Origin of the sequence: Nodularia sp. UHCC 0506, assembly GCF_034931045.1 — a bacterium.
GTDB lineage: Bacteria > Cyanobacteriota > Cyanobacteriia > Cyanobacteriales > Nostocaceae > Nodularia.
In genome coordinates this window covers 20,691-47,151 of the sequence record NZ_JAYGHH010000047.1, presented here as the reverse complement: position 1 = coordinate 47,151, position 26,461 = coordinate 20,691, and the positions used below count along the sequence as shown (strand labels likewise).

The following is a 26,461-nucleotide window of genomic DNA, read 5'->3' as shown; positions in this document are numbered from 1 at the left end:
AGATGCGGTTGTCGGTGCTGGTGATCCACTCGCAGAAGCGATCCCATACGTTAGCGCTTTGGCGCTGTTGTAAGGTTGTGGTCATGTTTTTATAATTGCTTTTCGTGTTTACGAATTAGGTAGGTAAACTTGCCTACTTGAATACTACCTTAGAGGAAAAGTTTTGTTTTGTAAAGGGATTTTAATAAATTTTTACTTATAAAAATGATTAGTTTTTATAATGAATCGCATCTCAAGACACGATTCATTGAGGTTTGATTAACCAGGAGGCCAGTCCATTTGCCGTCCTCCCAGGATATGTAAATGTAAATGGTAGACACTTTGACCGCCATCAGCGCCATTATTAATCACAACGCGATAACCGTTGTTTAATCCCGCTTCTGCGGCTACGCTTTGAGCAGTTAATAACAGATGTCCTAAAAGTGCTTGGTCTTGGGATTCAGCATCAGCTAATTTGACGATGGGTTTTTTGGGAATGACGAGGATATGAACTGGGGCTTGGGGGTTAATGTCTTTGAATGCTAGGGCTAAGTCATCCTCATAAACAATATCTACTGGGATTTCTCGGCGAATAATTTTGCTAAAAATCGTATCTGTGGTTTCATTCATGCAGATTTACCTATATATCTGTTAGAGATTTTAGGCGATCGCTTAACGTTATTTTTCGATGATGCTATTCTTTTAACCAACTAAAAAGTTTACCCACGGTAAGCTCTGGTTAAAGTTTTGTTACATATTAATAAATTGTGCCGCAGACTTGCTTGCTCCATAAAAGAGTTATTTAGATTTGTCAATTGTTGTGCTTGTTCCTAATGCTAGGTTTGTAGTTCATCAAAATTAGTGATTTATAGAATTGCCTCAAATTTTAGAGTATCGGATATCTGATGCCCTTTTTTCCCCGGAATCTATCCTATGTTTGATTTTCTCAATTCTGAAGCGGATTTTCCTTTGGTCTAGAATTGGCGATCGCCTGTTTGGTGATTCTGCTATTTAGTATTTACTGGTGTTTTCGCTACACGCAATTGGCAAACAAATTAGAAAGTCCAAATCTTCGTCCAGCCAAGTTTCAGGTGAGCCAAAATGTGAAGTTGGGGTTGCTGGCTAATACTGGCATCATGGCGATCGCGGTGCTGATTGCTTTGTCCCAAGTGGGGACATTGACTTTCAAAATGTTGATTATGCCTTAAGGTTTCACCATCAGACTATCCTGGAACTGGTGGCAAACTTCCGCCAAACCTTCTCCTTCATCATATATCTTGTCGTGCAGAATATGTACTGTCGAGGGCAGTAATATTACTTAACATACTTCATTAAGAATTTACTTCTTCCCAGAAAAAAACAAGTAAAACTTGTAAGAAATATTATCAACAAAAAAAATAATAAATTTTGTATTTGTAAATTGAAAAAAACAAACTGTTCCCGATACCTGTAGTTTTCGGTAATAGATAGAATCACATATTGCCAGTATTTGTGTATAGCAAATATACCTAGAGAATGTGTCGAAAAGAATAACCAGAAAGACTTATATTTGATACAAAATCTTAAATCAGCAATTTTTAGTGCAACCAAAAATAATAAAACTGATCCTATAACTAAAGAACTTCGAGCATAAATACTTGTATATCCCCAGACTTCATTCTTATAAATCAATAATAAAAACAACGTACCCATGATTCCGAGATATTTGATTGTAGCGTATTCTTTTTTTATTTTTTGAGGTTCAAGGAATGACAAAAAATAAGTAATAGGTATATATACAATAAAGTTTAAAATACTGTGATATGGCACATTATACCCCAGGAAGCTAGATATTTCAAATCCTATCAATGAAATAGGAAGTAAGCTAAAAATAAAGTAATTTATATGTTTACTAAATTTATTTCTCAGGATCGAAAAAGTACTACATATTGTAACGAGTAGCATCAAGTTAAACAAGAAATAAAATACAGAATCTCCGACTTTCGGAAGAGAAGGACCTCCCATTTTTAGTAACTGTAATGGAGATTCAAATGGCAACCAATGAAATTGAGATATTTCACCATTAACTAAAACACCTGTGGTAAGAAAAAATATTGAAAACTGAACTATAGACCATACAAAAAAAACTTGAGAAATGCGAATCAAGCGCTTTTTCAAATAAGGTAGTTGATTATTATTGCTACTTTTCAAGAAAAAAATGTAGAGTGAAACAATAAAAAAGCTGGGAACGGCAAGCAAAGATATTTCAAAGTAGAATAATAAACTTATTTTGTTTAATGCCTTTACAAGAAAAGATGTATTAGTTTCGATATTGAGAAAAACAATTGGTTTAGTATGCCAAATAACTACTAAAATAATAGCTATTGCTTTAATAATATCAAGAGAAAAATATCTATTGGAAGAAGGTTTACTGTCACCTGGATGAGTAGCCATAATAATAGAAAATAAAAACTGCCTGCCAATATTAACATTAAATCTGGGTAGCCATGCTAGTAAAGCATAACATCTTCAGAACAATTAAAGGGGTAAAAGTATAGCAAAAGTCAAAATAGAAATACTGGCTATGTGACTTGGTTGGGAAATTTTGCCATGTCTTAACCATCTTGGTAATTGCTATATTTGGTTGCGTGCGAGCGGATGAATTTTCCGGTACTTGAAAATCATTTCCGTAGTTTTAATCATGCCAATTTCAGCGATCGCTTAACGTTATTTTTCGATGATGCTATTCTTTTAACCAACTAAAAAGTTTACCCACAGTCAGGTTGAATGATTCTGCAAAGGGTAGGACAGGTAAGCGATCGCTTGCTAATTCAAAAACTGCAAGGGTGCGATCAGCAAAATAGGCAAATACCACTTCTTCTTCGGGATCAATCAACCAACCCATCTGAGTCCCGTGGGTGAGACAGTGGAGAATGTTACGGACGACTTTGGTTTGACTTTGGTCAGGGGAAAGGATTTCAATTGTCCAGTCTGGTGCGATGCCTTCGGCGAGCGCAGCTCTCGCTAAGGTGTTGGATACTTTACCGTTATCGTCACGGGGGATGCGTTCCCATGTAAAGACAGCGATATCAGGAACAATGGATCTACCCCCAAAGGTACAGCGCAGTTCCGAATAAGCACGGGCGATATGCTGAGGTTTAAGCCTTAGATTGATATCAGCACCAAGGTCCACTTGAAGCGTGCTGTGTTTTCCTTGGGCTATATGTTTTTGAATAATCTGACCGTCTATAAATTCGCTAGCTGGTTTGGTTTCCGGTTGTTGGAGGAATTCTTCTAGGGTTAAGGGTTTGGTGGGGGTTTGAACCATAATTCACCTGCATCTCTAGGAATTATTATTTTAGCGATCGCATTAAGACACCCTGCTATTCTTCATCATCATTAACATAAATTTCAATTTCTTCTGTAAAAACTAAAGCTGAAGGTTCCACAGAAACTGAATCAGGGGATATTCCTTCTGGTAATTCTTGGAAGATTTCTAAAATTCCACTAGCAAACTTTTGAACGCACTCTGTAATTCTCATCTTGGCGCAATCCTGACTCATGCCAAAAACTCGATAAATATCGTATCGCTGTGCATTAGCCATACAACGTAACTCACCCAGTGAAATATGAAATGGCAATTTAAAATCTTTTCCAGTAGATTTAACATCAATTAAAACTTGGCTCTCATCAAGCAATATTAAGGAAAAATCATAAACTGAAACTGGATTTTCATTAGATTCCCATTTGTAATCACGGATTTTGCCTAATTCTTTTTGAGAGGCAAGATGTACATTTACAAATTCTTCCCCTCTTCGTCCGTTGATTTCAGCTGTTTCTTTTGCTTTTTTTAAATCAGCAAGAGATATTCTTCTGCCTGAAGGTTTAGATAATAGCGTTTGTAGTCCTTTATCTCCACCTTGAACAAAATCTTCTAAAGCATCATCATCATCTAAAACAAGCTCATGAATAGGATGTTTTGAAACAATCTTACTTTCAGCAATGATTTTTCTAATATCTATAAGTGTCAAATTTGCCATTTTTGATGTTCCTAGAAATAATTCTATGGCAGCATGAACGGAGATATCATCTTCGTGCTTCCTGGAAATAAATATAGCTTTAGCAGAAACGGGAACATTAATTCTATCAAAGTCAAAAATCACAAAATCACCGGGTTCTAAAATATTAAATCTTACAGTATTCTCACCAGGATTTGTGACAAATTCACCATTTAGCCGCAAATTTTTGGAATTCTCACTTTTAACTATCTTTCGTTGAAGATTATACTCACCCTCAAGACCAGGCCCATAGATGGAAATATCTAGAGATATCCTGTTTTTTGGTTGGATTTGTACATAATCCAATAAAGTAGGATAGAGCTTGTCGATAAAAATATTGGCATTCAAGTTGATCGCTTTTTGTTTTCCACCAGGGCGGTTCGGATTCTTAAAGTGGCACTCAAAAAATGTCAGGTCTGAGTCAGTAAGTCTTTTAACGGCAAGCTTTTTTGACATATAATAGCTCTTTGTATTTGTGAAAACATTTGATTAGCGATCGCTGCGGCTAGCAAAGGAGGAACAGCATTTCCAATCTGCTTAAAAGCTGGATTCATAGTACCAACAAAAAGAAACTGATCGGGAAATGACTGTAGACGTGCTGCTTCTCGTACTGAGATAGTTCTAGCCTGTGTGCTGTCATAATGGATGTGGGAATAGCTATCTTTACCCAGGTGAGCCATTAACGTTCTTGCAGGTTTATCTTCCTCCATTTTTCGCCATTTATTGGGGAACTTAGATGGATCATAAGGAGGAACAATTTGTTTCTTCAAAGTATTGAATTCTACAGTATCATACTCCATTTTGATCCCAGATATCTTTAACTGCTCTAGCTTTTCATTCAAGATATTTACTGCGTGTTGATAAGCTTCTGGATATTGCTCTCCTGGCGACATTCGGCGAAATATGTCGAAATCCCTGGGAGAGAGTACCCGAATTATATGATCTTTAACCCCTTCATTCGCCTCAAAACCCTCCCATTTCCTAAGTTTTTGAGCGTAGTCTGAAGCTTTTAACGTATTAGAATAGGGAGTTGTTGTTGTAAATCTTTTAGCACCACGTTTCAGCTTTCCTTCTAAATGCAAGGTTATGGGCGGTAAATCTCCTATAGCTTCACTAGCGCTAATAGCCTTCAGTAAACCAGGATGAGGCGGCGGCGGTGATATGTATGAGGATAAGTCAATATTGAACAAATCCATTTGCTTAGATAATACCTTTTGTTTATTTATTGAGAGATTTTTTAAAGCTACTTGTCTTGAACCGTTATAACCTCTAGGAAGTTCTATCCAATGAGTTGGATTGGGGAAAGTAACTTGTGCCTCAAGTTCATTAGCATAAGCAATTAAAAACATACGCTCGCGCATTTGAGGAACACCGTAATAAACTGCATTCAAGAGAGTATAGCCGCATCTGTAGCCACTTTTAGTCAGGACTTGACACATCTCTTCAGCAATATTATGACCTCCATAATTGAGCGCGTCTGGTACATTTTCCATTAAGAGTGCCAAAGGCCGCAACGCTTTTACATAATGTAAATATCTTAGATACAAATTGGCTCTGGGATCTTGCATAAAAGCTTCAGGATGGTCAGCTACTTCTCTCAATTTTGATCGTCCCACTCTGGCAAAAGCTTGACAAGGTGGCCCGCCAATAATTACATCAATAGCATTAGTTACGTCAGAACCGAGATGTAATTCACTAATAAGTTGCTCAGGTTCGGTAACAGTAATATCGCGGGCATTAGCATGAACTTTCCAGAGTTCTGGTGATATGTTTTTGCAAAAGTTTACAGCATGAGACTGAGCCGCTAGATGATCGCATTCTACGGCTCCTACAATTTCAAATCCGGCCTTCTGAAAACCGAGTGAGAGACCACCACACCCTGCAAAAATATCTAAAATTCTGGGTTTACCTCCCAATTTAAGTCGGTTAATTTTTTGTTTAATCGGGTTTATTAACACACAAGAACCTCGCTTTTACTAGCATTTTTTTTGATGTACGGCAATATAAATTTAATTACCCACTACAGGCATTAAAAATTAAAATTAATGGAAAACCATCACATTTTTAGGATATTCAATATCTAATTAGCATAATAATATTACCAAACTATAAGCTGTAAAATATCGCATAACAGTAATTTTATCAAAACAGAATAATTGCTGTTTATGGTTGATTGAGCAATAATTTTTTTAAGTATGGTTAATTATTATGAGGAATTGTCTCTGTGGTTTCACCCATGCCGATTTAGCAATTCATCTGCTAGAGATTTTAAAGGTTTACTATATATAGAAGAAATGTTGGCTAGAGTCTGGAGTGCATCTATTGTGGGCATCGATGCCGTTAAAGTCGGTGTTGAAGTCGATATTTCAGGGGGTTTACCGGGAATTGTGGTGTTGGGTCTTCCAGATTCGGCGGTGCAAGAATCTAAGGAGAGAGTTAAAGCGACGCTGAAAAATGCTGGTTTTGCTTTCCCGATGCGGAAAATTGTGATTAACCTGACTCCGGCTGATTTACGCAAGGAAGGGCCATGTTTCGATTTACCCATTAGTGTGGGAATTTTGGCGGCTTCTGAACAAGTTAGTGCTGATTTGTTGGGAGATTATCTTTTCTTGGGGGAAGTCTCTTTAGATGGTAGTTTACGTCCTGTGGCTGGGGTTTTACCTATTGCGGCTACAGCCCAAAAAATGGGCATTGCAGGTTTAGTGGTGCCAGTGGATAATGCTCAAGAAGCTTCGGTAGTTGCAGGATTGGCGGTTTACGGGTGCAAAAATATCGCTGATGTGGTAGATTTGCTAAATAATCCAGGGCGTTACAAACCTGTTCAAACAGATAATTCACAACCGTTACCTAAAACAGCTTATCCTGGTGCAGACTTAAAAGATGTCAAAGGACAGGCTCATGCTCGTCGGGCTTTGGAAATTGCTGCTGCTGGTGGTCATAATTTAATTTTCGTCGGACCTCCAGGAAGTGGAAAAACGATGTTAGCTCGGCGTTTACCGGGTATTTTACCACCTTTGGAGTTTGCGGAATCTTTAGAAGTGACTCGGATTCATTCGGTGGCTGGGTTGTTGAAAAATCGCGGTTCCTTAGTACGCGATCGCCCTTTTCGCAGTCCCCACCATTCAGCATCGGGACCTTCTTTAGTTGGTGGTGGTAGCTTTCCCCGTCCTGGCGAAATTTCTTTATCTCACCAAGGAATTTTATTTCTGGATGAGTTAACAGAGTTTAAACGGGATGTTTTAGAATTTCTCCGCCAACCTTTAGAGGATGGTTATGTAACCATTTCCCGCACTAGACAATCGGTGATGTTTCCGGCGCAGTTTACTTTAGTCGCCAGTACAAATCCCTGTCCTTGCGGTTACTATGGCGATACTATTCAACAGTGTACCTGTTCACCCAGGCAACGAGAAAATTATTGGGCAAAGCTTTCGGGTCCTTTAATGGATCGGATTGATTTGCAAGTAGCGGTTAATCGTTTAAAGCCAGAGGAAATTACCCAACAACCCACGGGAGAAGCTTCAACTTCGGTTTTAGAGAGAGTTACAAAGGCACGCGATCGCGCCGTTAAACGTTTTCAAGGAGAACCAAATCTGCGTTCCAATGCTCAAATGCAAAGTCATCATCTCCAGAAATGGTGCAAGTTAGATGATACTAGCCGCAGTTTATTAGAAGCAGCAATTAGAAAATTAGGGTTATCTGCAAGGGCGAGCGATCGCATTCTGAAAGTCGGGCGGACTATTGCAGATTTAGCAGGGGAAGATGAATTAAAAGCCAATCATATAGCTGAAGCGATTCAATACCGCACCATCGATAGGATGCAATAATCTAGCACAGTATTTAAATAATTTATCGTAAAAACTCATTCATAGCTATGCCCCGGATTTATACACACCTACTTGTCTGTAAGCACAAAGCACAGGCTACGCCAATAAAAATCAAATAGTAATCCCATATAGCCGCAGTCTTCTCAATGAGAACAGTTTTGATAATTTAAAAATTTGATACAACTAGATTTATACTTAGCCAACAGTATATTTCCATCGCTTTTACGATGCTTTCTGTTCCTAACCCTGATTTAGACTGGGGATGTTGCTATTGCAACCATAAATAATTATCCGAACATAACCCTAGAAAAAATCTTTTATTATTTCATTAATTGGTATATTTAGTCACAAATACAAGCTTAAATTACGTAAAAGGTAAAATTAGTGCAAAGGAAACCAAACATTCCGATAAATTAAGATAAAGACCCTTGCAATTGTATTTTGCATTAGATTAAATTGTACCCAATGATTTACTGATACGTCAGTGTGTAAAAGTTACTTGTATAAATGGATTATTTGAATCCTCACTGAAGTAAACAGCTTTTTTGACTCTGTGCTGCGCCTTTCTGCGGCTTCAGTCTTCAATCTCGTGTCCGTGTCTTATGTGTATTATTTAACTCTATCAAGGAGGAATTTTGATGAAGCTATCTCGTATTCTGCCGTTAGTTGTTGGTAGTGGTGCTGCTGGTGTCCTTGCAGGTACGTCTCCCGCCCAAGCTCTCAGGTGGACGGCAAACAACATAATATTTGATGATGGAGGAACATTAACTGGTTCATTCGATTTTGAAAATGGTACTTATAGCAATATCCATCTCACTCTTACTGGTCCAGCAATTGAGGGAGGCCCAGGAACTACCAAAGGTACAATTACATTTGATAGTGAGGAGCAATTGTTGGAGGGATCTAATGATTATAAACTCTTACTTTCTCATAATGGTTTAGATCCTTCCAACTCTCCAACGACTTTTCTCTCAATCCAGATAGAAGGTTGGTTTTATTTGGCAGAAAATAAATCTTTTTCCTCAGAATCTGATGAAATTCCCATCATTGGTTCTTACGGCAGTTCACAATTGATTACCACAACCAGAAGTTTTTTTCAATTGTGTTGTATGAAGTAACTAGTAACTTTGGGCAATATCCGCAGGCACAATCATCTTCATTGCCAACTCCCTACCAGTTCTGAAATTTATATAACAATTGACTGCGCTAAAGTTATAGTCTCACCCACTTTAATTGTTGGCGATCGCTAACCCACGCTACAATTTATCTTGAGGAAATCCCTCAATTTCTTCTTTAATTCAGTGCAAAAACAGAGTATTGACTGTTGACAATTACTTAAATATCTGTTAATATAAATTCGATAAGGAAGATTTATTTTGCAATAAATTAAAGAAATTATTAACCTAGATAGATATATCAAGTAAAGAAAATACAGTAAACCTAACTATAACGCCAGCAGACGGAACTATTCATGCTTACAAGTACGTTACTTCTCTCCAACCAAATCCCCACACTACAATATTCCTCCACAGCAGAGCGATTCGATGAAACCTGGGAAGCTCCCCTAGCCACCCTTTTAGGACTCGGACGCGCCGCAGGTGCTGATTTCATCGAATTATTCTTAGAACGTCGTAACTATATCAGTTGTCTAGCAGAAGACGACGCAATTACCAGTATTTCACCCAGTTTAGCCACAGGTGCAGGAGTTAGAGTATTTCGTGGTCAGGCTGATTGTTACGTTAGCACCAACGACCTTTCCTTTTCCGGTTTGCAAGCAGCCTTAGAAAAAGGACTTTCTATTCTCGGATTAGAACTACCTATTCATAACGCCTTCATCCCAGAAATCAATCTAGAATTACTCAGAGACTACGCCACAAAAAGAGGTAAAGATGGCTGGCTACCTCTGTGCAGTTCAATTAAAGAAATGGGAGAAGTCCTTCTTGACGGCACTAGCTACCTTCAAAAAAAAGCCAACCACGTACAATCTCGCCGGGCTTCCTATTTCCGCGACTGGCAAGAAGTTTTAGTTGCTGCTAGTGATGGTACATTTGCTCGTGACATTCGCCTGACCCAATCAGTAGGATTTAACCTATTGTGTGCTGATGGAGCTAATCGGACATCTATAGGTGAACGTGTCGGTAATACCAGTGATGCTAACTTCCTGAGAACTTGGGATTATCAAGAAGCATCCGAAAAAATTGCCGAATCTGCTGGAAAAATGCTTTATGCAGATTATGTAGATTCCGGGACATACCCGATTATTATGGCCAATCACTTCGGTGGAGTAATCTTCCACGAAGCTTGCGGACATCTTTTAGAAACTACCCAAATCGAACGCAAGACTACTCCCTTTGCAGATAAAAAAGGGGAGAAAATTGCCCACGAAAGTCTAACAGCTTGGGATGAAGGTCGGGCAGAAAATGCCTTCGGCACTATTGACATGGACGACGAAGGAATGCCGGCGCAAAGAACACTATTAATTGAAAAAGGTGTTCTGAAAAACTTTTTAGCAGATAGAACAGGTTCTTCCCGCACCGGACACCCCAGAACCGGAAGCGGTCGCCGTCAAGGTTATACCTTCGCTGCGGCTAGTCGGATGCGTAATACTTATATTGCGCCTGGTGAATACACCACAGAAGATTTATTTAACTCAGTTGATAAAGGCATTTATTGTAAAAAAATGGGTGGCGGTAGCGTTGGGGCTACAGGTCAATTTAACTTTGGTGTCGATGAAGCTTATTTAATTGAAAATGGCAAACTCACAAAACCACTAAAAGGAGCTATTCTCATTGGTGAAGCAAAGGAAATCATGAATAAAATTTCCATGTGTTCCCAAGATTTGGAACTTGCGCCCGGCTTCTGTGGTTCTGTTAGCGGCAGTATTTACACCACAGTTGGACAACCCCACATTAAAGTTGATTCCATTACCGTTGGTGGCAGATAAAAAATTATTTTTTTTCTTGGCGTTAGTTGTTGCGCTTTAGCGCTAAAGCGTAACGACAAACCATGATGATTTATTCATGCCGACTTACTTACACCAAGTCACAAAGTAAACTTTTGGTACTGCAATATATCAAATCCAAAATCCAAAATTGATCATGCCTAATATTAATGAAATTGCTAATAATGCCAAGGAGAATGCTAGTAAACTTGGGATTAAGAAATTTGACATTTATGGCTCTACAATCGATGAAACTAGCGTCCAAGTAGACCAAGGTGAGCCAAAACAAGTTAAAGCCTCAAATCGTTCTGGAGTGACAGTGCGTGTCTGGAATGAAGACAATACAATGGGTGTTACTAGCACGACGAATGTAGATCCTAAAGGACTGGAATTAGCCTTAAAAACTGCCTACGAAGCTAGTTTTTTTGGTGTTAAGGAAAATGTCCCTGATTTTAGTCCCGAAGCAACTGTTCCTATCTCTAAGACACATCAGGAGAAAGCACCCCAAGCACCTGTGGCTGAGTTGATAAATAACCTAGTTTTAGCCGAAAAAGAACTTTTAGCAGCTCATCAGGCAATTAAGGGCGTACCTTATAACGGTTTAGCCCAAAGAGATATTGACAGGTTTTATCTCAATAGCGATGGTGCAACTAGAACAGAATCTCATTCTTTGGCATCAATTTTTCTTTACAGCAAAACTGAGGAAGATGGTAAAAAACCTCGTAGTGGTAGTGCTTTTAGAATTGAACGGAGTTTAAATAATCTCGATATCAATGGTTGTATCAAGGAAACAGCAGAGAAAACTATCAGCCACTTAAATTATGAGAAAATTACGTCTGGTAAGTATCGAGTTGTTTTCTCTCCTGATGCTTTTTTAAGTTTGTTGGGTGCGTTTTCTAACTTATTCAACGCTCAAAGTATTTTGGATAATCAAAGCTTATCTAATCCTGATGATTTAGGTAAGCAAATTGCTTCACCTCTGATTTCGGTTTATGATGATGCGCTGCATCCCGCTAACATTGGTGCAGAAAGTTTCGACGGTGAAGGAACTCCCACTCGTCAGGTTTCGCTGATTGAAAATGGGGTTTTAAAAAGTTTTCTTCACAGTGCGGGTACTGCCAAAAGAATGAATACCCAGCCTACAGGTAACGCCAGTATTGGTGCAAAAGTTAGTGTCAGCCCTAATTTTTATCATGTTTTTGCAGCGACATCACCTGAACAGGATTTTAGCTTAGACACTGCGGAAAATGTAATTTTAATTGATGATTTGCAAGCTCTCCATGCAGGAGTGAAGTCTTTACAAGGCTCGTTTTCTCTACCTTTCGATGGCTGGCTAGTTAACAAAGGCGTGAGAACGAGTATTGAATCAGCAACTGTGGCTGGGGATTTCTTAGAACTTCTGAAGTCGATAGTGTATGTAGATAAAGAAGCAGAGCTTACTCCTGGTGGAGTGTGTCCCAAAATTTGGGTTGATCAACTTTCGATTACTGGTGACTAAGTAAGTGGGCGTAAATCAAGTTAACTGATGGGGGTTGTCTTTAAGGATTTTTGCCCTGTTTTGTTTACTTTTCGGAATATAGTTTGGTTTTTTCCTACCTACTTAAAAGTTTACAGTTAGGAGTTATGATTTGACTCCTAACTCTTATTCTTCACCACCAATACCGAGATTGATATCAAAACCGTCAGCACCACTGACATCAGTACCAATCATAACTGCACCATTTATCTGAGCATTATATAAGTTGGCATCACTCAAATCGGCATTGGTCATATTTGCATAATCAAAAGTAGTACCATTGGCAAAGGCCTCTGTGAGATCAGCAGAGTGCAAGTTAGCACCTGTTAAATCTGCGCCTTCTAAGTTAGCGTATTCTAAGTTAGCACCTGTTAAATTAGCGTTTCTCAAATCCACACCTATGAGGTGAGCGCCTGTGAGGTTAGCGTTGGTTAAATCGCAACCATAACATTCTCTGGTTTCTAATAATTGTTGTTTGGGTGTAAGTTTTTCTGTAGCAGAAATAGGCGCAGCTAAAGATAGCGTACTGAGTAACGCTGCTGCGGTCAAAAATATTGTTTTCATAATTTATTTACCTTCTATTCTTCTCCAGGAGTTATTGATTTAACTCACTGCTATGATTCAAATTTTGCCCTATTCTCAGTATTATGTCCTCTGGCTAGAGGAGGAATTTACTGAATAAATGAGTAAATAAAAATAACTTAAGCTCGTAGTCAGGGCTTTAGCCCTTTTTCCTAAAGGAGATGGAGAGGACTAAAGTCCTCACTACGAACGTGGGAACCTATTTGATGGTAATTCCTGAATCTTTGCCACTACCTAATAAGTATAATAGTGCCATGCGAATGGCAATACCACTGGTAACTTGTGACTGAATCAGGCTAAATTCTGGGTCATCCATTAAATCTGAACTAATTTCTACTCCCCGGTTGACTGGCCCCGGATGTAGAACTTTAACATTGGGTTTGCACAGTTCTAGCTTTTTGCGTGTAATGCCAAAGGTTTGATGATATTCTCGCAGACTGGGGAGTAAATGAGCCGTCATGCGTTCTTTTTGCAGGCGCAATGTCATGACTAAATCTGCATCTTTTAAGGCTGGTTCTAGTTCCCAATGTAGAAATAGTTGGCGGTTGAGTGTGGGGGATGAGTCTGTTTTAGCTTCTTCTAAAACAAAGTCTTTAAATAACTGAGGAAGCAGGGTTGGTGGTGCGGCTAGATGCACTTGTGCGCCACTGGCTGTTAAACTCCAGATATTTGATCGCGCTACACGAGAATGTAAGATATCTCCGACAATCGCAATTTTTTTATCTTTTAACAGTTCCAAGCGGGGGTGACTGCGGTCAATGAGAGTACAGATGGTAAATAAATCTAGCAGTGCTTGGGATGGATGTTCATGCTGACCGTCACCAGCATTGAGGATACTAACTCGCACACCTAGACGATCCATTTCTTGCGCGATCGCATTGGGTACTCCTGCTTCTCGATGGCGGATCACCATAATATCAGTTCCCATAGCTAAATAAGTCTTAGCTGTGTCAAGAATTGTTTCTCCTTTAGTCATGGAAGAACTAGCGGCGGCAAAGTTTAGTGTATCTGCACTCAGGCGTTTGGCGGCTAGTTCAAAACTGCTGCGGGTGCGTGTAGAAGGTTCAAAAAATAAATTCGCCACCACCTGTCCTTGTAGGCTTGGTACTTTCTTTGTCCGTCGTGACAGCACCTCCTGAAAACTAGCAGCAGTTTGTAAAACAGTGTCGTACTCGGCAGTTGTGAAGTCAGCAAGGGAAAGAACGTGATGACGATTCCAGGTGGTAGTAGGCATAAATAGCTTTCAGTGTTCTATGTAAAGGCGCAATAATTTATGCCCCTATAGTTTTTTTATTTACATAACATATGCAGTGGAAATCATAACACCTGCCTTCTATCTATAGATACTTGTTCCCCCTGTGGGCTTTTGAAGCGATATCTCACAATATTAGGTAGCACCGAACCATTTATTACGGTTATCACCACATTTAGGTTATTTGTCAACCTCTTGTAAAAATAATTTACATAATGTTATATTTAGTTACATAAGAAGGTAAATAAAGAAAAACCCATGACCAGTAAAGGATTTAAGATCAACGAACTCGGTGAACGCAATAAATTTGCAATTGAACCAAAAATTTATGTAGAGCAAACCCCAAGAGCAGGTTTTACTGAGTATGCAGAGAAACTCAATGGACGTTTAGCGATGATTGGTTTTCTCTCACTCATAGCAGTGGAAGTGATTACTGGAAATGGTTTAATTGGTTGGCTAACTAACCTGTAAATTCAAAATTCCAGAAATTTGCGAAATTAACTAACAGTAAAACAATCAGCGAGAAAAAAATATGAGAACCGATTTTGATTTTCCCCAAAAAGATTTACTAGGCCCAGTTGTATTTAGACCCAATTTCAATAACTTTGAAATAATTAATGCCAACCAAGCTTGGTCATTATTTTTTAGTGCTGGACAAGACGATAATAAGCTAGGAAGAGGAATCGAGTTAGGACGTTTCTTCACTAACTCTTTAATTGCCATCGGCGTAACCGGAACCCTTTGGGCAATTTATTTCAACCACCTGGGCTAAATCGTTGTTTTTAGACTATCAATTGCATAAATTCACTAGAAGTCTTGATTTTATCCCCAAGGCTTCTTATTAATGTTCCAATCAGTTTATATATAATTGTGGCAAAAAATAAACCCGCCGTTACCAGGAAGTTCATCAATTGATAAATTAATTCTTACCTAATCTGACTTTACGAATTACGAATTACGAATAATTGCATCTAACAGCAGACTAGCCCCAAAACGCACGACATCATTGCAAGGTAGACCAGTTTCGGCTGTAGTTTGTGCGATCGCCTCCTGAGCTGTAAACTCATCTAAGTGAGCCGTATTCAAAGCTATACCGACTACAGGCACATTTCCAAAAGCGCCTTCTCCACTAGCCACAGTCTCATACAACCGAATCACCTTGGGTAAAGACGGAATTACGACATGGGAATGATTACGCACATGAACTTGTCCCGCCCGATGTGCCAAAATTAATTGGGTTGGTTGGGAACCACGGATTAAAGGTAAGGTAGCCGTAGAACCAGGATGCAGCAGTGAACCTTGTCCTTCAATGTGGAGAATATCGTAGTTTTGTCCATGACGCATCACCATTTGCTCCACAGCACCAGCCGCAAAGTCTACCCGCACAGCATCCAAGGGTACACCATCTCCTGCTAACATCACCCCAGTTTGACCTGTAGCCAAAAATTTAGAACGCCATCCCCTGCGCCGTGACTCCCAATGTAATTCTAGGCTAGTAGACATTTTACCAATTGCCATATCAGTTCCCACCGTCAGCACCCGCCGACAGGGAAGAGTCCGAGCTAACCCACTAGCAATACCCAAATTCGCTGGTTCTTGCCGCACATCCCAAATTAATTGTCCTGGTTTCAGCAGAACCTTTAACTCTGGTATATCTGCCATTGGTGTGTGTAAACCATTGACCAAAGACATCCCAGCTTGTAAAGCATTTTTAATCTCTAGCCAATAATCATCCGGTACAGCACCACCTTTAGGCGCAATACCAATTACCAAAACTTCCGGTTTATACTCCAGTGCTGCTGTTAATGACGGCACAATTGGCACATCACGCTTTATCCCTGTTAATTCTGACACAGACCCGCCAGCAGACTCACGATCAATCAAGGCAACGATGGGGGATTCACTGTAGCGTAAAAGTGATAGCCCAGTTTTACCCTGAGTACCAGTAATTCCTTCGTGTAGTAGAATTGCTATTCTTTGATTAAGCGGCAAACTCACTGTATTGTACCCCCAAGCCAGGTAAATCATTTGGTAAAATTCTCCCCTCTTGCACCCATGCGCCCGTAAAGGGATCATCAATTAAGTTCAGGTGACTGTCTAAATCTAAATAATCAGCTAATGGTGCTAACTGTGCTGCGGCTGTATTGGCTAGTGTACTGTCAGAATAGCAACCGAACATCACTTGCAAACCATAAGCTCTCGCTGTATGAACCATCCGCATGGCCTCTGTGAGTCCACCTGATTTCATAATTTTGATATTAATTCCATCTACATAGTTAGCTAAATGGGGAATATCGTTACTCGTAAAGCAACTTTCATCCACAAATATTGGTAGGGGGGTTTTCTCCTTCAGTTGGACTAAACTCGTTTCCTGACCTCGTGGTAATGGCTGTTCTACATATTTTATGCCTAAATCAGCTAACCAATTACACATATAAATAGCATCTTCTACGCTCCAACCCCCGTTTGCATCTACAAATAATTCTAAACCGGGTGCTTCTTGTTGTACTGCTAATAACATTTGCTGGTCTGCTTCTATACCCTCTGGATTACCTAATTTCACTTTAAATAGGCGAACATCCATAAATTTTAACCAGTCCCGCGCCCTTGCTCTCGCTCTTGCTGGTGAATTAATCCCAATTGTTACCGAAGTCGGTACTGTAACATTACGGTCAAGTCCCCAAATTTGCCAGAGAGGTAATCCCACACGCTTACCCAGCCAGTCATACATCGCCATATCCAGCGCTGCTTTGACTGATGAAGGAATTTGCTGTTGTGTTAAAATTTTTTCAATTTGCTGATGCTGTAAGGGGTTAAATGCTTTTAATATTGGTGTAAGTTGCTGTAAGTGACTTTTGATTATATCAGTGGATTGGGAATGAGTACCTACACCAAATGGCGATGCTTCACCCCAGCCTTCGATACCATCATGTAAAATTTTCACCCATATATTTGTGGTTTGGGCTGTTGTCCCACGACTAATAGTCAAAGGAAAGCGTTTATTGACAGTAAATAACTTTACTTCTAATTGCATAGCTCAATATTGGTCAGGATAAAAACAGTTTTATTTTAAATGATTGGAGTATGAATAAATTAAAAAAGTGGCATATTCTCAAATCAGAAATGGTCTTAAATCATCGCTGGTGTCAAGTTAGGAAAGATGCAATTCAATTACCTAATGGGAAAATTATAGATGATTTTTTTGTGGTTGTTAGACCGGAAATTGCTTTAATTTTACCTATAACAAATCATCAAGAAATTGTTTTTGTACGTCAATATAGGCATGGGGTGGGTGAAATTTTGTTGGAACTCCCGGCTGGAAGTTTCGATGCTACTAAAGAAAACGCGGAAACAGCAGCAATTAGAGAACTTCAAGAAGAAACTGGTTATGTAGCCCAAAAAGTGACTAAATTAGCTACTTTATATGATAATCCGGTCAAGGATACTAACAAAATACATTTGTTTTTAGCTGAAAATGTCACAAAAATGGGGGAGCAAAAATTAGATATTACAGAAGATATTGAAGTTGTTTTGATTCCTGTAGAATTAGTTTTAAATAAAATTATCAACGGCGAAATTTCGGTTTCGGGAACAGTTGCGGCTCTCTTTTTAGGTTTAAATTTACTCAACTCATGAATTGACATATAACAAGTCTGTTGGAAATATGAATAAATGCTAGTAAGGGACTTGAATACAAGACATGATTACTTTGTCTGAATTATTTGCTCAAAAATATCTCTAGTCACTGCTCAGTAACAAATATTTTTGTTAGAATTGGTTATTAGTAATTGCAGTATTAATTACCATATCACGAGTTAATCTATGCGCCCTGATTTACAAAAATTATACCTAACTCATGAAGAATTAAAGACAATAGCTGGTCTAAGTAACCGAGATATAAAAGCTTATCAAAAGTTACAATACCCACGTTTAGCACTGTTACTGCTCATAGGTGATTACGTGCAGAAGATATTAATTCTAGGCTGGGGATTAATTCCTCTGGGATATTTAATTAAGTGGAAGTGGTTGCGAAAAAAGCAGAAAAATATTCTGAATGAAGTTGATAAGTATAATGCAGTTTTAAAAGCAATAGATATTAGAGACCAGCTAGAAGCAGTGGGAAATCAAGAAGCAAATTTTCAGGAGCGTGAACAGTTAATTTCTACACTAACAACCACAAGAGATAATTTGATTTGTGCTTTAAAAACAGAGCAAATTTTAAGAAAAAATCGTACTTTTTTAGATCGTAATGTGCAACTATTAGAAAGTAATTTAACTGCTATACAAGCCTTACAAATCCAACAGGAAGCAAGAGAATATTCACGGTTACTTAATGAGGTTTTGAAAATTTCCCAAGATGTGCAAACGGAAATGAAATATTTAGAAGGAGATGAGGAACAATCACATCTTAGTTGAGGAAAGTATTTAGCAAGATTAATGAATGCAGATGACATTTAGGGTATATTATATTTCACCTATTACCATTGTTATTCTTTTCTGGGGGAAACCGACTAAAATAAATATTCAACTGGCGGTTTCATAGTAACCCTGGCGACTAGAAGTCGCGGCTATACAAACAAAACCCGCTTGCGTGGGTGAAAAACTTGACTTTTTCTTAGAGAAGATTTAGTAATTTCTCTTAAAAATGAACGAATTTTGCGGGATAATAAAAAACTATCTGCAAATAACCAAGAATTGTTTATGAATAATTTAGCCAATCTGCAAGCATTGTAAGTTAGTAGTCAAACTAACGAAGATACTCAACTTCTCAATTAATCTTTGCAGATGCCTTGGATGTACAAGCAGAAGTCAGAAAATTAAAAAAAATCTGAGTTGAGCAAATTTCCACTAGGATGTTCCTAAACACAGTCGTCCCCATTGACTTACAATGAGCAACCAACCCAAAATTATTGTCTTAGATGATGACCCCACAGGATCACAAACAGTCCACAGCTGCTTGCTGCTAATGCACTGGGATGTGGACACTTTACGCCTTGGCTTACAAGATGATTCACCGATTTTCTTTGTGCTGACCAATACGAGATCCTTACCGCCAGAGTCAGCAGCATCTGTGACTAGAGAAGTTTGTCAAAATTTAAAGCTGGCTTTAGCGGCAGAAAATATAACGGATTTCTTAGTGGTCAGCCGTTCTGATTCGACATTACGGGGACATTATCCTATAGAAACAGATGCGATCGCTCAAGAACTTGGCCCCTTTGATGCTCATTTTCTTGTCCCTGCATTTTTTGAGGGTGGGCGGATCACCCGTGACAGCGTACATTACCTAATAATTGACGGTATACCTACCCCCGTACATGAAACAGAATTTGCCCGTGATTCGGTGTTTAGCTATCATCACAGTTACTTACCCAAGTATGTGGATGAAAAAACCCAAGGGCGGATTCAGGCGGAATCTGTAACTAGATTTCTACTTGATGATATCCGGTCTGGTAGTTTAGAACGCTTACTAAAACTCAGTAATAATCAGTGCGCTGTTGTCGATGGTGAAACACAATCTGACCTGAATTCCTTTGCTGTGGATGTGCTAACAGCTGCGAGTCAAGGAAAACGCTTTTTGTTTCGCAGTGCTGCCAGTATTTTAACAGCTTTGGCTGCCTTGCCTCCTCAACCCATTGCCGCAGAAAACATGGCGGAATATGTGCGCGGAGGAAAACCAGGTACAGTAATTGTGGGTTCTCACGTCAAAAAGACAACACAGCAGTTACATTCATTATTGCAAGTTGAGGGGACGGTGGGAATTGAAGTAGAGGTGGCGCGGTTACTGAATGATGGAGTGCATGAATCAGAACAACTACTAACCGAAGTGTTGGAAAGTATAACAGCAGTACACAAGGCTGGTCAAACTCCAGTAGTTTATACTAGTCGTCAAGAACTCACTTTTAAAGATGTGAATACCAGATTAGAGTTCGGTGTGAAAGTTTCTCGTTTATTGATGGATATTGTGCGGGGTTTACCAGCTGATATTGGATTTTTAATCAGCAAGGGTGGAATTACCTCAAATGATGTCTTAAGTACGGGTCTATCTTTAAATTCAGCCCGATCATTAGGACAAATTTTAGCTGGTTGTTCAATGGTAATCACCACATCAGAACATCCTCTGTTTCCTAATTTGCCGGTGGTGCTGTTTCCTGGTAATGTTGGCGATGCTGATGCCTTGGGGACAATTTACCAAAGATTAGCTAAAAATAATATATAGGTAAAAAATTTTTTGTATTTTGTAACTGACTTAATATTGATATTACTCGGTGTATCTTTTGGCTAGTGCTGCATGACTTCTGATTCCCATATCTCCAATTTAGAGTCAAATTCTGCACTCCCTGATGCAGAGTCGAATGCTCAACTTTCGGATGTAGAAGTAAATCCTACCTTTGCTGACCATAGGGAGTCGAATTTCGGGATTTATGACGACGATTCTGATAATATTATCCCTAATGCCGAGCTAAATTCTGTTATCCGCTATTTACAGTCAAATTCTGAACCTGATGATGTAGATTCAACTTCTATCGCGGCTGATGTGGTGGGTTTGGATATCGATTCTCCTGAATCATTAATGACAGAAAATAGGTTCAGAAACCATATTCAAGTGCAGTTCAAAGGTGAGGGGGAAAGACTATTAGTAATTTTGCCGACAGAGTCTCAAATACCAGCCTCAGACCAAGCAAGTGCTGATATTTGGCAACAATTGAAATTACGCTTAAAGGCAGGCGATCGCTTGCGGACATCCAGCATACCAGTACATTTGATCGCCAAAGACCGTTTGTTAGATGGTAGACAACTGCAAGAATTCGCTGAAGCCTTCAGCGAAGCCCAACTAGAGTTAAAATCTGTAGCTACTAGTCGTCGCCAAACAGCGATCGCGGCTGTCACATCTGGTTACTCAGTCGAACAACTCCAACCAGAATCTTCTCTGACTTCGGAGTTGAAAGCCCCTACTACCACCCCAGCCGATGCCCTTTATCTGGAAATGACAGTCCGTTCTGGCACAGAAATTCGTCATCCTGGAACAGTAATTATTTTAGGAGATATAAATCCAGGTGGTATCGTAATTGCAGAGGGAGATATTGTAATATGGGGACGATTACGTGGAATTGCTCATGCGGGTGCCGGAGGCAATCGTGAGTGTCTGATTATGGCCTTGCAAATGGAACCAACCCAGTTGCGGATCGCAGATACTGTAGCTAGATCCCCAGAAAAATCACCGATGCAAGTTTTTCCAGAAGTGGCGCATATTACGCCCGCAGGAATTCGCATCGCCAGGGCTAATGATTTTTCCCGAAACCAATTAAATAGGTTAAATCAGGTTCCATAAGTATTTACTATATTTCCTGAACCCTCATCGAGCGCAACTCTAACATGACTCGCATTATTGTGATTACCTCCGGTAAAGGAGGAGTGGGTAAAACCACCGTTTCCGCAAATTTAGGCATGACTTTAGCCAAAATTGGTCGTCAAGTTGCTTTAGTTGATGCCGATTTTGGTCTAAGAAATTTGGATTTATTACTAGGGCTAGAAAACCGCATTGTTTATACTGCGGTGGAAGTTCTGGCCAGGGAGTGCCGATTAGAACAGGCATTGGTGAAAGATAAGCGACAACCCAATCTCGTATTACTACCAGCCGCCCAAAATCGTTCTAAAGATTCAGTTACTCCAGAACAGATGAAGTTGCTAGTAAATGCACTGGCACAAAAATTTCAGTACGTAATTATCGATAGTCCGGCTGGGATCGAAAACGGATTTAAAAATGCGATCGCCCCAGCCAAAGAAGCATTAATCGTCACTACACCGGAAATCTCCGCAGTTCGTGATGCTGACAGAGTAGTAGGGTTACTAGAAGCACAAGGCATTAAACGCGCCCATTTAATCATTAACCGCATCCGACCCGCAATGGTACGAGCAAATGATATGATGTCTGTGCAAGATGTTCAGGAACTTCTGGCAATACCCCTAATCGGGGTAATCCCTGATGATGAGCGTGTTATTGTTTCTACCAATCGCGGCGAACCTTTGGTATTAGGGGATACCCCCTCATTAGCTGCCATCGCCTTTGATAATATTGCCCGTAGATTGGAAGGAGAAAAAGTCGATTTTCTTGATCTCGACGCACCCAGCGACAACATCTTCGCCCGTCTGCGAAAGTTGTTATGGACAAAAATTGGTTAACTCACTCATATTCCAATCTCCGCACACCCATTGGCAATGATTCTTGAACTTATAGAACGATTATTTGTACGTACTCCTGACACCAGTCGCACTCAAGTGAAACGTCGCTTGCAACTGGTGATTGCCCACGACCGCGCTGATTTAGACCCTCAAAAGTTAGAAAAAATGCGGCAAGAAATCTTGGAGATAGTTTGCCGTTATGTAGAAATTGACACAGAAGGACTAGAATTTTCTCTAGAAAGCAACCAACGCACCACAGCGTTAATCGCTAATTTACCCATTCGTCGAGTCAAAGAAGCCAAGGCTGAATTAGAAAACAGCGAAAAATCAGAGTAGTTAGATTAATCACTATTCTTAGTAGGGTGTGTTGTCTCATAGCACAACGCACCGTATTGATGCAAAACTGCCTTGACTGAAGAAATACTGAGACTAAAAAAACTCCCGATGTTTTTGGATATAGCAACCGGGAAGGAGGTTAGGACATTGTTGATTGCTGAAAGCCTTGATGTAGGGGCGGGTATGGCTACGCCACGCAAGCTATGACAGATATGCTCAATTACTAATAATAATTGGAATCAACCCACCCCTACTTGGTTTATACTCAGCACTTTGCACTCTTTTGGGGAATTTATCGAGAAGCAAATTGTGGACCAGCCCAAACTTCTGTAATTTTTTGGCCAAAAGTAATAGGTTGATCTGCATCTGTGGTATTTACAGTCTGACCATCAGTAGTAACTTGCACCAAAGGCCAGTCTTCGTCCCCCATCTCTCCTGCACGGAAAAGCGCATGATCAGGTTTGTTTTTACTCCAACCTAATAAAATCGCAATTTTTTCATGTTCATGTTCCTCACGCGCCGGAGCCACAGTGTTAATATTATTTTTTTGCCGATCCCAAATCACTGCTTGATCTGTAGAGTCGCCTGTGTTAAACTTACCCTCAAACTTACGGGCTAAGAAGCGATCGCTGTTTTCTGACCAACTAACAGGAACTAAAACCCCTATTTTTCCAGTGCTATTTGTATCCAGTGCTTCTGAGGATGAAAGCTTCTTACTTAACAAAGGATCACGGATAGGCGCAGTTGAAGCCATCACCCGCAACCTATTAGTTTCTGTATCTTCCACAAACATGACACTACTAACTTTACTGTTATACATTTCGGATTTAACTTCTAGTTCCACCCGGCTGTAAACAATATACCTACCATCAGGAGAAATCACAGGTACACTGCGATAGTGACGAACTCCTGAACCTCCATTAGCACCAATAGCCTCTTGAGTAGCAACAATCCATTTCCAAGGAATCGGATAAGGGCTACCTATGGGATCATTCTGCGCCATTTGCGCTTCATCAATTTCCTCCACAACAGGTGTTTCCGGAGTTAAATTTGGTGGTTGTCCCGGTGTTGTTCTCAATGATTTAGCGGTCAATAGGCTATTACTAGATTTGAATGACTTCCCTAATTTCAATTTGCTAACAGGCGTTTCTGAAATTGGTGCTAATTCCACTGCTGATAATGAAAAAGCAGCATCTACATCGCTGCTAGAGAAAAAATCATCTGCTGCTACCAAAGACTCAATTTTGCTCGTTTGTAAGATTGAAGGTTCCCGAATAGAAGCCATTAACAATGGCATAGAGTCAGATTTGTTAACTAAAGCGGTTATGGGAGATGTGACTAATAATTCAACTAGATAAGGTTCATTCATCTTAGCCACAACCGACGGCGCGGCATTTAATGCTGCCGTTGTGTCAGCAATTTTTGTGACTACTTTTGATTGTTTTGCTGAACTAGAGTGACCCGATGCTGCTACTAAGGGTGCAATCAGCATCACGAGGATAACATAATTGAGAGATGGTTGAAGGCGGAACCAACCTGACAGCAAGAAGAGTTTGAGCATAATGATGTAGACTCTCTAGGGAGGGCGGGTGCTGTGTGAAGAGCAATGCCTAAGCAGTAAGAAAGCAGGCGATAATTACAGGTATAACAACAAACTTTTAGTTTTAACCAGTAAAACTCCAGAATTTCTTCAAAGTTCGCAGATTTTTACAAAACTTTAGTATCATGTTTCACCTCTCATCGCTGACAAATTGTTGTTGGCTGGATATTTGCCATCAAAAACTTATGCAGGTTAACTAAAAGTTACTGCATCAAATGTACTTTTGCTCTTAACCTTAATACTCCACGGCATCAAATAACTGGTGTTACTTATCGTGTAGGCTAAAGTTACTGACGGTACAGAGGCAGAGCAGAAGAACTGGTCTGTTGGCATTAGCTCAAGCTCAAGCTAAAGTGCAGGTGGTTTCCCTATTGATTCCTGCTACAACAGAGCAGACCCTGATAACGGTAAAAGTGAGGCGTTACTTTAAAAACTGGATAAAGATGATGCACAACTTATAGTACGAAAAAACACCTTTAGCATCCACCCTCAGATAGAAATTTATATCTCAACTTGAAAAATTGCGATATTGCTATCCACCAGTTTTAGAAACGCAACTAAACTTGTCGCCAGATATGGATGAAATTTATCAAAGAGGTTTACTGAGTAGACCTACAATTACTTGTTGCTAGATATAACCAAAACATATCACTAGTACTGAGTATGCTTTAGAATAATTTATTAGCTTGTGAACTTACTTATTATGTCAGTTTATCAAGCCACCCTGGTTTTGCCAATATGACACCACTCTAGCATCAAAAAAATGAATTTTGCACTATTTTTTGTAAAATAGGTGGGGTAATGGAAACCCTAGACCGGGGAATAGGGTGATTTATCAGGGAGTTGAAACCTCTACCTATTTATCGATTGTCAGGGATTTAATATTTAGTGCATAAATAGGCAAAAATCGATTAAACTGCATCACGCAAGATAAAATTGTCTGACCTACGTAATAAGTAATAACTAATGAAAGTAGTATTTTTTGGAACACCTCACTTCGCTGTTCCAACCCTAGAAAAATTACTGAATCAACCTGATTTTGAAGTTTTAGCAGTTGTTAGCCAACCTGATAAACGTCGGGAACGAGGTAACAAACTTATCCCTTCAGCAGTAAAAACAGTTGCTATTAACCATAACTTACCTGTGTGGCAACCACAACGGATTAAAAAGGATGCTGAAACTTTAACCCAACTTCGAGAATCTCATGCAGATGTATTTGTGGTTGTAGCTTATGGGCAGATTTTGTCCCCAGAAATATTAGATATGCCCAGATTGGGTTGTGTTAATGTGCATGGCTCGATTTTACCTAAGTATCGTGGTGCAGCACCGATTCAGTGGTGTTTGTACAACGGCGAAACAGAAACGGGGATCACTACAATGTTAATGGATGCCGGAATGGATACTGGGGCAATGTTATTGACAGCAACTACACCGATAGGATTGCTAGATAATACTCAGGATTTAGCCCAGACGCTATCTGTGATTGGTGGAGATTTATTAGTAGAAACTCTATTGAAGTTGGAAAATCAAGAAATTGCACCTATTCCGCAAGATGATTCCGCAGCGACTTATGCATCTTTGATTCAAAAGCAAAACTACGCGTTAGATTGGTCAAGGAGCGCTATTCAATTACATAATCAAATCAGGGGTTTTTACCCTAACTGTACAGCTACTTTCCGTAATCAAGTAATTAAAATTATCGCCTCGCTTCCCCTTGATGATGCTTACGGTTACGAGCCGACACCTGATTTAACAGAAATTTACCAGAAGTTACCTGATTTATCAATCATATCAGGAAGCGTAGGAGAAGTTGTCAGCATCGCCAAGGGAATTGGTGCTATTGTCCAAACTGGTGAAGGTTTGCTACTTTTACGCGAGGTTCAGTTAGCTGGCAAACGTCTCCAGTCGGGATGGGATTTTGTGAATGGCAACCGTTTAACCATAGGAGAGGTTTTTGGCAATGGTTAAACTTCTAATTTTTCGTAGAAATTGCAAGACTCGCAAGGGCCTTCTGGATTGACAGCACAGCGCATAATTTCTGATTGGGCATTATAACTACAGGTAGCATCGCCAATTACCCAACGTCCTTTGATTAAAGTTTTCTCTGTTGGTCTTTTGGCAGATTGTACATAAAGGGCTACATTTCTTAGATGGTAACGTCCTGATTTAAATTGGTATCTGTGACGGCGTTCTAATACCGCATACGTTTTACC

24 protein-coding genes and 2 pseudogenes are annotated in these 26,461 nt (G+C 39.6%); 15 read left to right on the top strand and 11 right to left on the bottom strand.

Translation table 11 applies throughout. The features are described 5' to 3' along the window. Positions 1-258: 258 nt before the first annotated feature. Positions 259-609, bottom strand: coding sequence for a histidine triad nucleotide-binding protein (locus VB654_RS20405; RefSeq protein ID WP_323215630.1), 351 nt, complete (start codon positions 607-609; stop codon positions 259-261). Positions 610-950: 341 nt separating this feature from the next. Between VB654_RS20405 and VB654_RS20400 the strand changes: the two are divergent. Next, positions 951-1,187: pseudogene (locus VB654_RS20400) on the top strand (DUF3611 family protein); the annotation flags it as partial. Positions 1,188-1,293: 106 nt separating this feature from the next. Here VB654_RS20400 and VB654_RS20395 read toward each other — a convergent pair. From VB654_RS20395 to VB654_RS20380, 4 genes are all read right to left on the bottom strand, one after another. Continuing rightward, a complete protein-coding gene (locus VB654_RS20395; RefSeq protein WP_323215629.1) occupies positions 1,294-2,412 on the bottom strand; it encodes an acyltransferase family protein in 1,119 nt (372 codons plus the stop codon). A 289-nt stretch (positions 2,413-2,701) separates the two neighbouring features. After that, the gene (locus tag VB654_RS20390) at positions 2,702-3,286 is read right to left on the bottom strand and encodes a Uma2 family endonuclease (RefSeq protein ID WP_323215628.1); all 585 of its coding nucleotides are present in this window, start codon (positions 3,284-3,286) and stop codon (positions 2,702-2,704) included. A gap of 55 nt (positions 3,287-3,341) precedes the next feature. Next, a complete protein-coding gene (locus tag VB654_RS20385; protein WP_323215627.1) occupies positions 3,342-4,472 on the bottom strand; it encodes a protein NO VEIN domain-containing protein in 1,131 nt (376 codons plus the stop codon). Continuing rightward, a complete protein-coding gene (locus VB654_RS20380) occupies positions 4,427-5,974 on the bottom strand; it encodes a DNA cytosine methyltransferase (RefSeq protein WP_323215626.1) in 1,548 nt (515 codons plus the stop codon). The genes VB654_RS20385 and VB654_RS20380 overlap by 46 nt, the downstream gene beginning before the upstream one ends. A 336-nt stretch (positions 5,975-6,310) precedes the next feature. Here VB654_RS20380 and VB654_RS20375 point away from each other — a divergent pair, with 336 nt between their 5' ends. The 4 genes from VB654_RS20375 to VB654_RS20360 all read left to right on the top strand — a co-directional run bounded on the left by VB654_RS20375 (position 6,311) and on the right by VB654_RS20360 (position 12,279). Continuing rightward, a complete protein-coding gene (locus VB654_RS20375) occupies positions 6,311-7,840 on the top strand; it encodes a YifB family Mg chelatase-like AAA ATPase (protein WP_323215632.1) in 1,530 nt (509 codons plus the stop codon). A 638-nt stretch (positions 7,841-8,478) separates the two neighbouring features. Beyond that, positions 8,479-8,958, top strand: a complete 480-nt coding sequence (locus VB654_RS20370; protein WP_323215625.1) for a hypothetical protein — start codon at positions 8,479-8,481, stop codon at positions 8,956-8,958. A gap of 353 nt (positions 8,959-9,311) precedes the next feature. Next, positions 9,312-10,784 (top strand): TldD/PmbA family protein, encoded by a 1,473-nt coding sequence (locus VB654_RS20365; RefSeq protein WP_323215624.1) that lies wholly within the window; start codon positions 9,312-9,314, stop codon positions 10,782-10,784. Between the two features lie 154 nt (positions 10,785-10,938). Beyond that, a complete protein-coding gene (locus VB654_RS20360) occupies positions 10,939-12,279 on the top strand; it encodes a TldD/PmbA family protein (RefSeq protein WP_323215623.1) in 1,341 nt (446 codons plus the stop codon). A 144-nt stretch (positions 12,280-12,423) separates the two neighbouring features. On the opposite strand, the gene VB654_RS20355 is transcribed toward VB654_RS20360, so the two are convergent. After that, positions 12,424-12,861 carry a pentapeptide repeat-containing protein gene (locus VB654_RS20355; protein WP_323215622.1) on the bottom strand — a complete coding sequence of 146 codons (438 nt, stop codon included), beginning with the start codon at positions 12,859-12,861 and terminating at the stop codon, positions 12,424-12,426. Positions 12,862-13,078: 217 nt separating this feature from the next. Next, complete coding sequence (locus tag VB654_RS20350) at positions 13,079-14,113, bottom strand: aspartate carbamoyltransferase catalytic subunit (protein ID WP_323215621.1); 1,035 nt, start codon at positions 14,111-14,113, stop codon at positions 13,079-13,081. 276 nt (positions 14,114-14,389) lie between these two features. Here VB654_RS20350 and VB654_RS20345 point away from each other — a divergent pair, with 276 nt between their 5' ends. Together VB654_RS20345 and VB654_RS20340 are read left to right on the top strand one after the other, a co-directional pair. Beyond that, the gene (locus tag VB654_RS20345) at positions 14,390-14,602 is read left to right on the top strand and encodes a high light inducible protein (protein WP_323215620.1); all 213 of its coding nucleotides are present in this window, start codon (positions 14,390-14,392) and stop codon (positions 14,600-14,602) included. Positions 14,603-14,663: 61 nt separating this feature from the next. Then, the gene (locus VB654_RS20340) at positions 14,664-14,903 is read left to right on the top strand and encodes a hypothetical protein (RefSeq protein WP_323215619.1); all 240 of its coding nucleotides are present in this window, start codon (positions 14,664-14,666) and stop codon (positions 14,901-14,903) included. 176 nt (positions 14,904-15,079) lie between these two features. Here the strand turns inward: VB654_RS20340 and VB654_RS20335 are convergent, their stop codons facing one another. Together VB654_RS20335 and VB654_RS20330 are read right to left on the bottom strand one after the other, a co-directional pair. Continuing rightward, positions 15,080-16,129: a DUF1611 domain-containing protein gene (locus VB654_RS20335; protein ID WP_323215618.1), complete on the bottom strand. Its 1,050-nt coding sequence runs from the start codon at positions 16,127-16,129 to the stop codon at positions 15,080-15,082. Beyond that, a complete protein-coding gene (locus tag VB654_RS20330; RefSeq protein ID WP_323215617.1) occupies positions 16,113-17,165 on the bottom strand; it encodes a dipeptide epimerase in 1,053 nt (350 codons plus the stop codon). The genes VB654_RS20335 and VB654_RS20330 overlap by 17 nt, the downstream gene beginning before the upstream one ends. Before the next feature lie 50 nt (positions 17,166-17,215). Here VB654_RS20330 and VB654_RS20325 point away from each other — a divergent pair, with 50 nt between their 5' ends. The 7 genes and pseudogenes from VB654_RS20325 to minE all read left to right on the top strand — a co-directional run bounded on the left by VB654_RS20325 (position 17,216) and on the right by minE (position 22,648). Next, positions 17,216-17,767 (top strand): NUDIX hydrolase, encoded by a 552-nt coding sequence (locus tag VB654_RS20325; RefSeq protein ID WP_323215616.1) that lies wholly within the window; start codon positions 17,216-17,218, stop codon positions 17,765-17,767. 186 nt (positions 17,768-17,953) lie between these two features. Next, positions 17,954-18,547: a hypothetical protein gene (locus VB654_RS20320; RefSeq protein ID WP_323215615.1), complete on the top strand. Its 594-nt coding sequence runs from the start codon at positions 17,954-17,956 to the stop codon at positions 18,545-18,547. A gap of 198 nt (positions 18,548-18,745) precedes the next feature. Next, positions 18,746-18,963: pseudogene (locus VB654_RS25280) on the top strand (hypothetical protein); the annotation flags it as partial. A 56-nt stretch (positions 18,964-19,019) separates the two neighbouring features. After that, a complete protein-coding gene (locus tag VB654_RS20315; protein WP_323215614.1) occupies positions 19,020-20,348 on the top strand; it encodes a four-carbon acid sugar kinase family protein in 1,329 nt (442 codons plus the stop codon). A 72-nt stretch (positions 20,349-20,420) separates the two neighbouring features. Then, a complete protein-coding gene (minC, locus tag VB654_RS20310; protein WP_323215613.1) occupies positions 20,421-21,461 on the top strand; it encodes a septum site-determining protein MinC in 1,041 nt (346 codons plus the stop codon). Positions 21,462-21,505: 44 nt separating this feature from the next. Next, positions 21,506-22,312, top strand: a complete 807-nt coding sequence (gene minD, locus VB654_RS20305; protein ID WP_323215612.1) for a septum site-determining protein MinD — start codon at positions 21,506-21,508, stop codon at positions 22,310-22,312. A 36-nt stretch (positions 22,313-22,348) separates the two neighbouring features. Further along, complete coding sequence (gene minE / locus VB654_RS20300; RefSeq protein WP_323215611.1) at positions 22,349-22,648, top strand: cell division topological specificity factor MinE; 300 nt, start codon at positions 22,349-22,351, stop codon at positions 22,646-22,648. Between the two features lie 292 nt (positions 22,649-22,940). Here the strand turns inward: minE and VB654_RS20295 are convergent, their stop codons facing one another. After that, complete coding sequence (locus tag VB654_RS20295; RefSeq protein WP_323215610.1) at positions 22,941-24,209, bottom strand: hypothetical protein; 1,269 nt, start codon at positions 24,207-24,209, stop codon at positions 22,941-22,943. A 1,005-nt stretch (positions 24,210-25,214) separates the two neighbouring features. Here VB654_RS20295 and fmt point away from each other — a divergent pair. Next, positions 25,215-26,216: a methionyl-tRNA formyltransferase gene (gene fmt / locus VB654_RS20290; RefSeq protein ID WP_323215609.1), complete on the top strand. Its 1,002-nt coding sequence runs from the start codon at positions 25,215-25,217 to the stop codon at positions 26,214-26,216. Here fmt and VB654_RS20285 read toward each other — a convergent pair. Beyond that, positions 26,213-26,461 (bottom strand): DUF6464 family protein (locus tag VB654_RS20285; RefSeq protein WP_323215608.1); only part of this gene is annotated, 249 nt, incomplete at its 5' end. The two genes, fmt and VB654_RS20285, sit on opposite strands and share 4 nt — an antisense overlap.

Coding starts and splice junctions, on each gene's coding strand:
- VB654_RS20345 (WP_323215620.1), top strand. CDS start 14,390: ATGACCAGTAAAGGATTTAAGATCAACGAACTCGGTGAACGCAATAAA.
- VB654_RS20355 (WP_323215622.1), bottom strand. CDS start 12,861: ATGAAAACAATATTTTTGACCGCAGCAGCGTTACTCAGTACGCTATCT.
- VB654_RS20405 (WP_323215630.1), bottom strand. CDS start 609: ATGAATGAAACCACAGATACGATTTTTAGCAAAATTATTCGCCGAGAA.
- VB654_RS20320 (WP_323215615.1), top strand. CDS start 17,954: ATGCGCCCTGATTTACAAAAATTATACCTAACTCATGAAGAATTAAAG.
- VB654_RS20390 (WP_323215628.1), bottom strand. CDS start 3,286: ATGGTTCAAACCCCCACCAAACCCTTAACCCTAGAAGAATTCCTCCAA.
- fmt (WP_323215609.1), top strand. CDS start 25,215: ATGAAAGTAGTATTTTTTGGAACACCTCACTTCGCTGTTCCAACCCTA.
- VB654_RS20340 (WP_323215619.1), top strand. CDS start 14,664: ATGAGAACCGATTTTGATTTTCCCCAAAAAGATTTACTAGGCCCAGTT.
- VB654_RS20350 (WP_323215621.1), bottom strand. CDS start 14,113: ATGCCTACTACCACCTGGAATCGTCATCACGTTCTTTCCCTTGCTGAC.
- VB654_RS20295 (WP_323215610.1), bottom strand. CDS start 24,209: ATGCTCAAACTCTTCTTGCTGTCAGGTTGGTTCCGCCTTCAACCATCT.
- VB654_RS20315 (WP_323215614.1), top strand. CDS start 19,020: ATGAGCAACCAACCCAAAATTATTGTCTTAGATGATGACCCCACAGGA.
- VB654_RS20325 (WP_323215616.1), top strand. CDS start 17,216: ATGAATAAATTAAAAAAGTGGCATATTCTCAAATCAGAAATGGTCTTA.
- VB654_RS20385 (WP_323215627.1), bottom strand. CDS start 4,472: ATGTCAAAAAAGCTTGCCGTTAAAAGACTTACTGACTCAGACCTGACA.
- VB654_RS20330 (WP_323215617.1), bottom strand. CDS start 17,165: ATGCAATTAGAAGTAAAGTTATTTACTGTCAATAAACGCTTTCCTTTG.
- VB654_RS20395 (WP_323215629.1), bottom strand. CDS start 2,412: ATGGCTACTCATCCAGGTGACAGTAAACCTTCTTCCAATAGATATTTT.
- minC (WP_323215613.1), top strand. CDS start 20,421: ATGACTTCTGATTCCCATATCTCCAATTTAGAGTCAAATTCTGCACTC.
- minD (WP_323215612.1), top strand. CDS start 21,506: ATGACTCGCATTATTGTGATTACCTCCGGTAAAGGAGGAGTGGGTAAA.
- VB654_RS20360 (WP_323215623.1), top strand. CDS start 10,939: ATGCCTAATATTAATGAAATTGCTAATAATGCCAAGGAGAATGCTAGT.
- minE (WP_323215611.1), top strand. CDS start 22,349: ATGATTCTTGAACTTATAGAACGATTATTTGTACGTACTCCTGACACC.
- VB654_RS20365 (WP_323215624.1), top strand. CDS start 9,312: ATGCTTACAAGTACGTTACTTCTCTCCAACCAAATCCCCACACTACAA.
- VB654_RS20375 (WP_323215632.1), top strand. CDS start 6,311: ATGTTGGCTAGAGTCTGGAGTGCATCTATTGTGGGCATCGATGCCGTT.
- VB654_RS20370 (WP_323215625.1), top strand. CDS start 8,479: ATGAAGCTATCTCGTATTCTGCCGTTAGTTGTTGGTAGTGGTGCTGCT.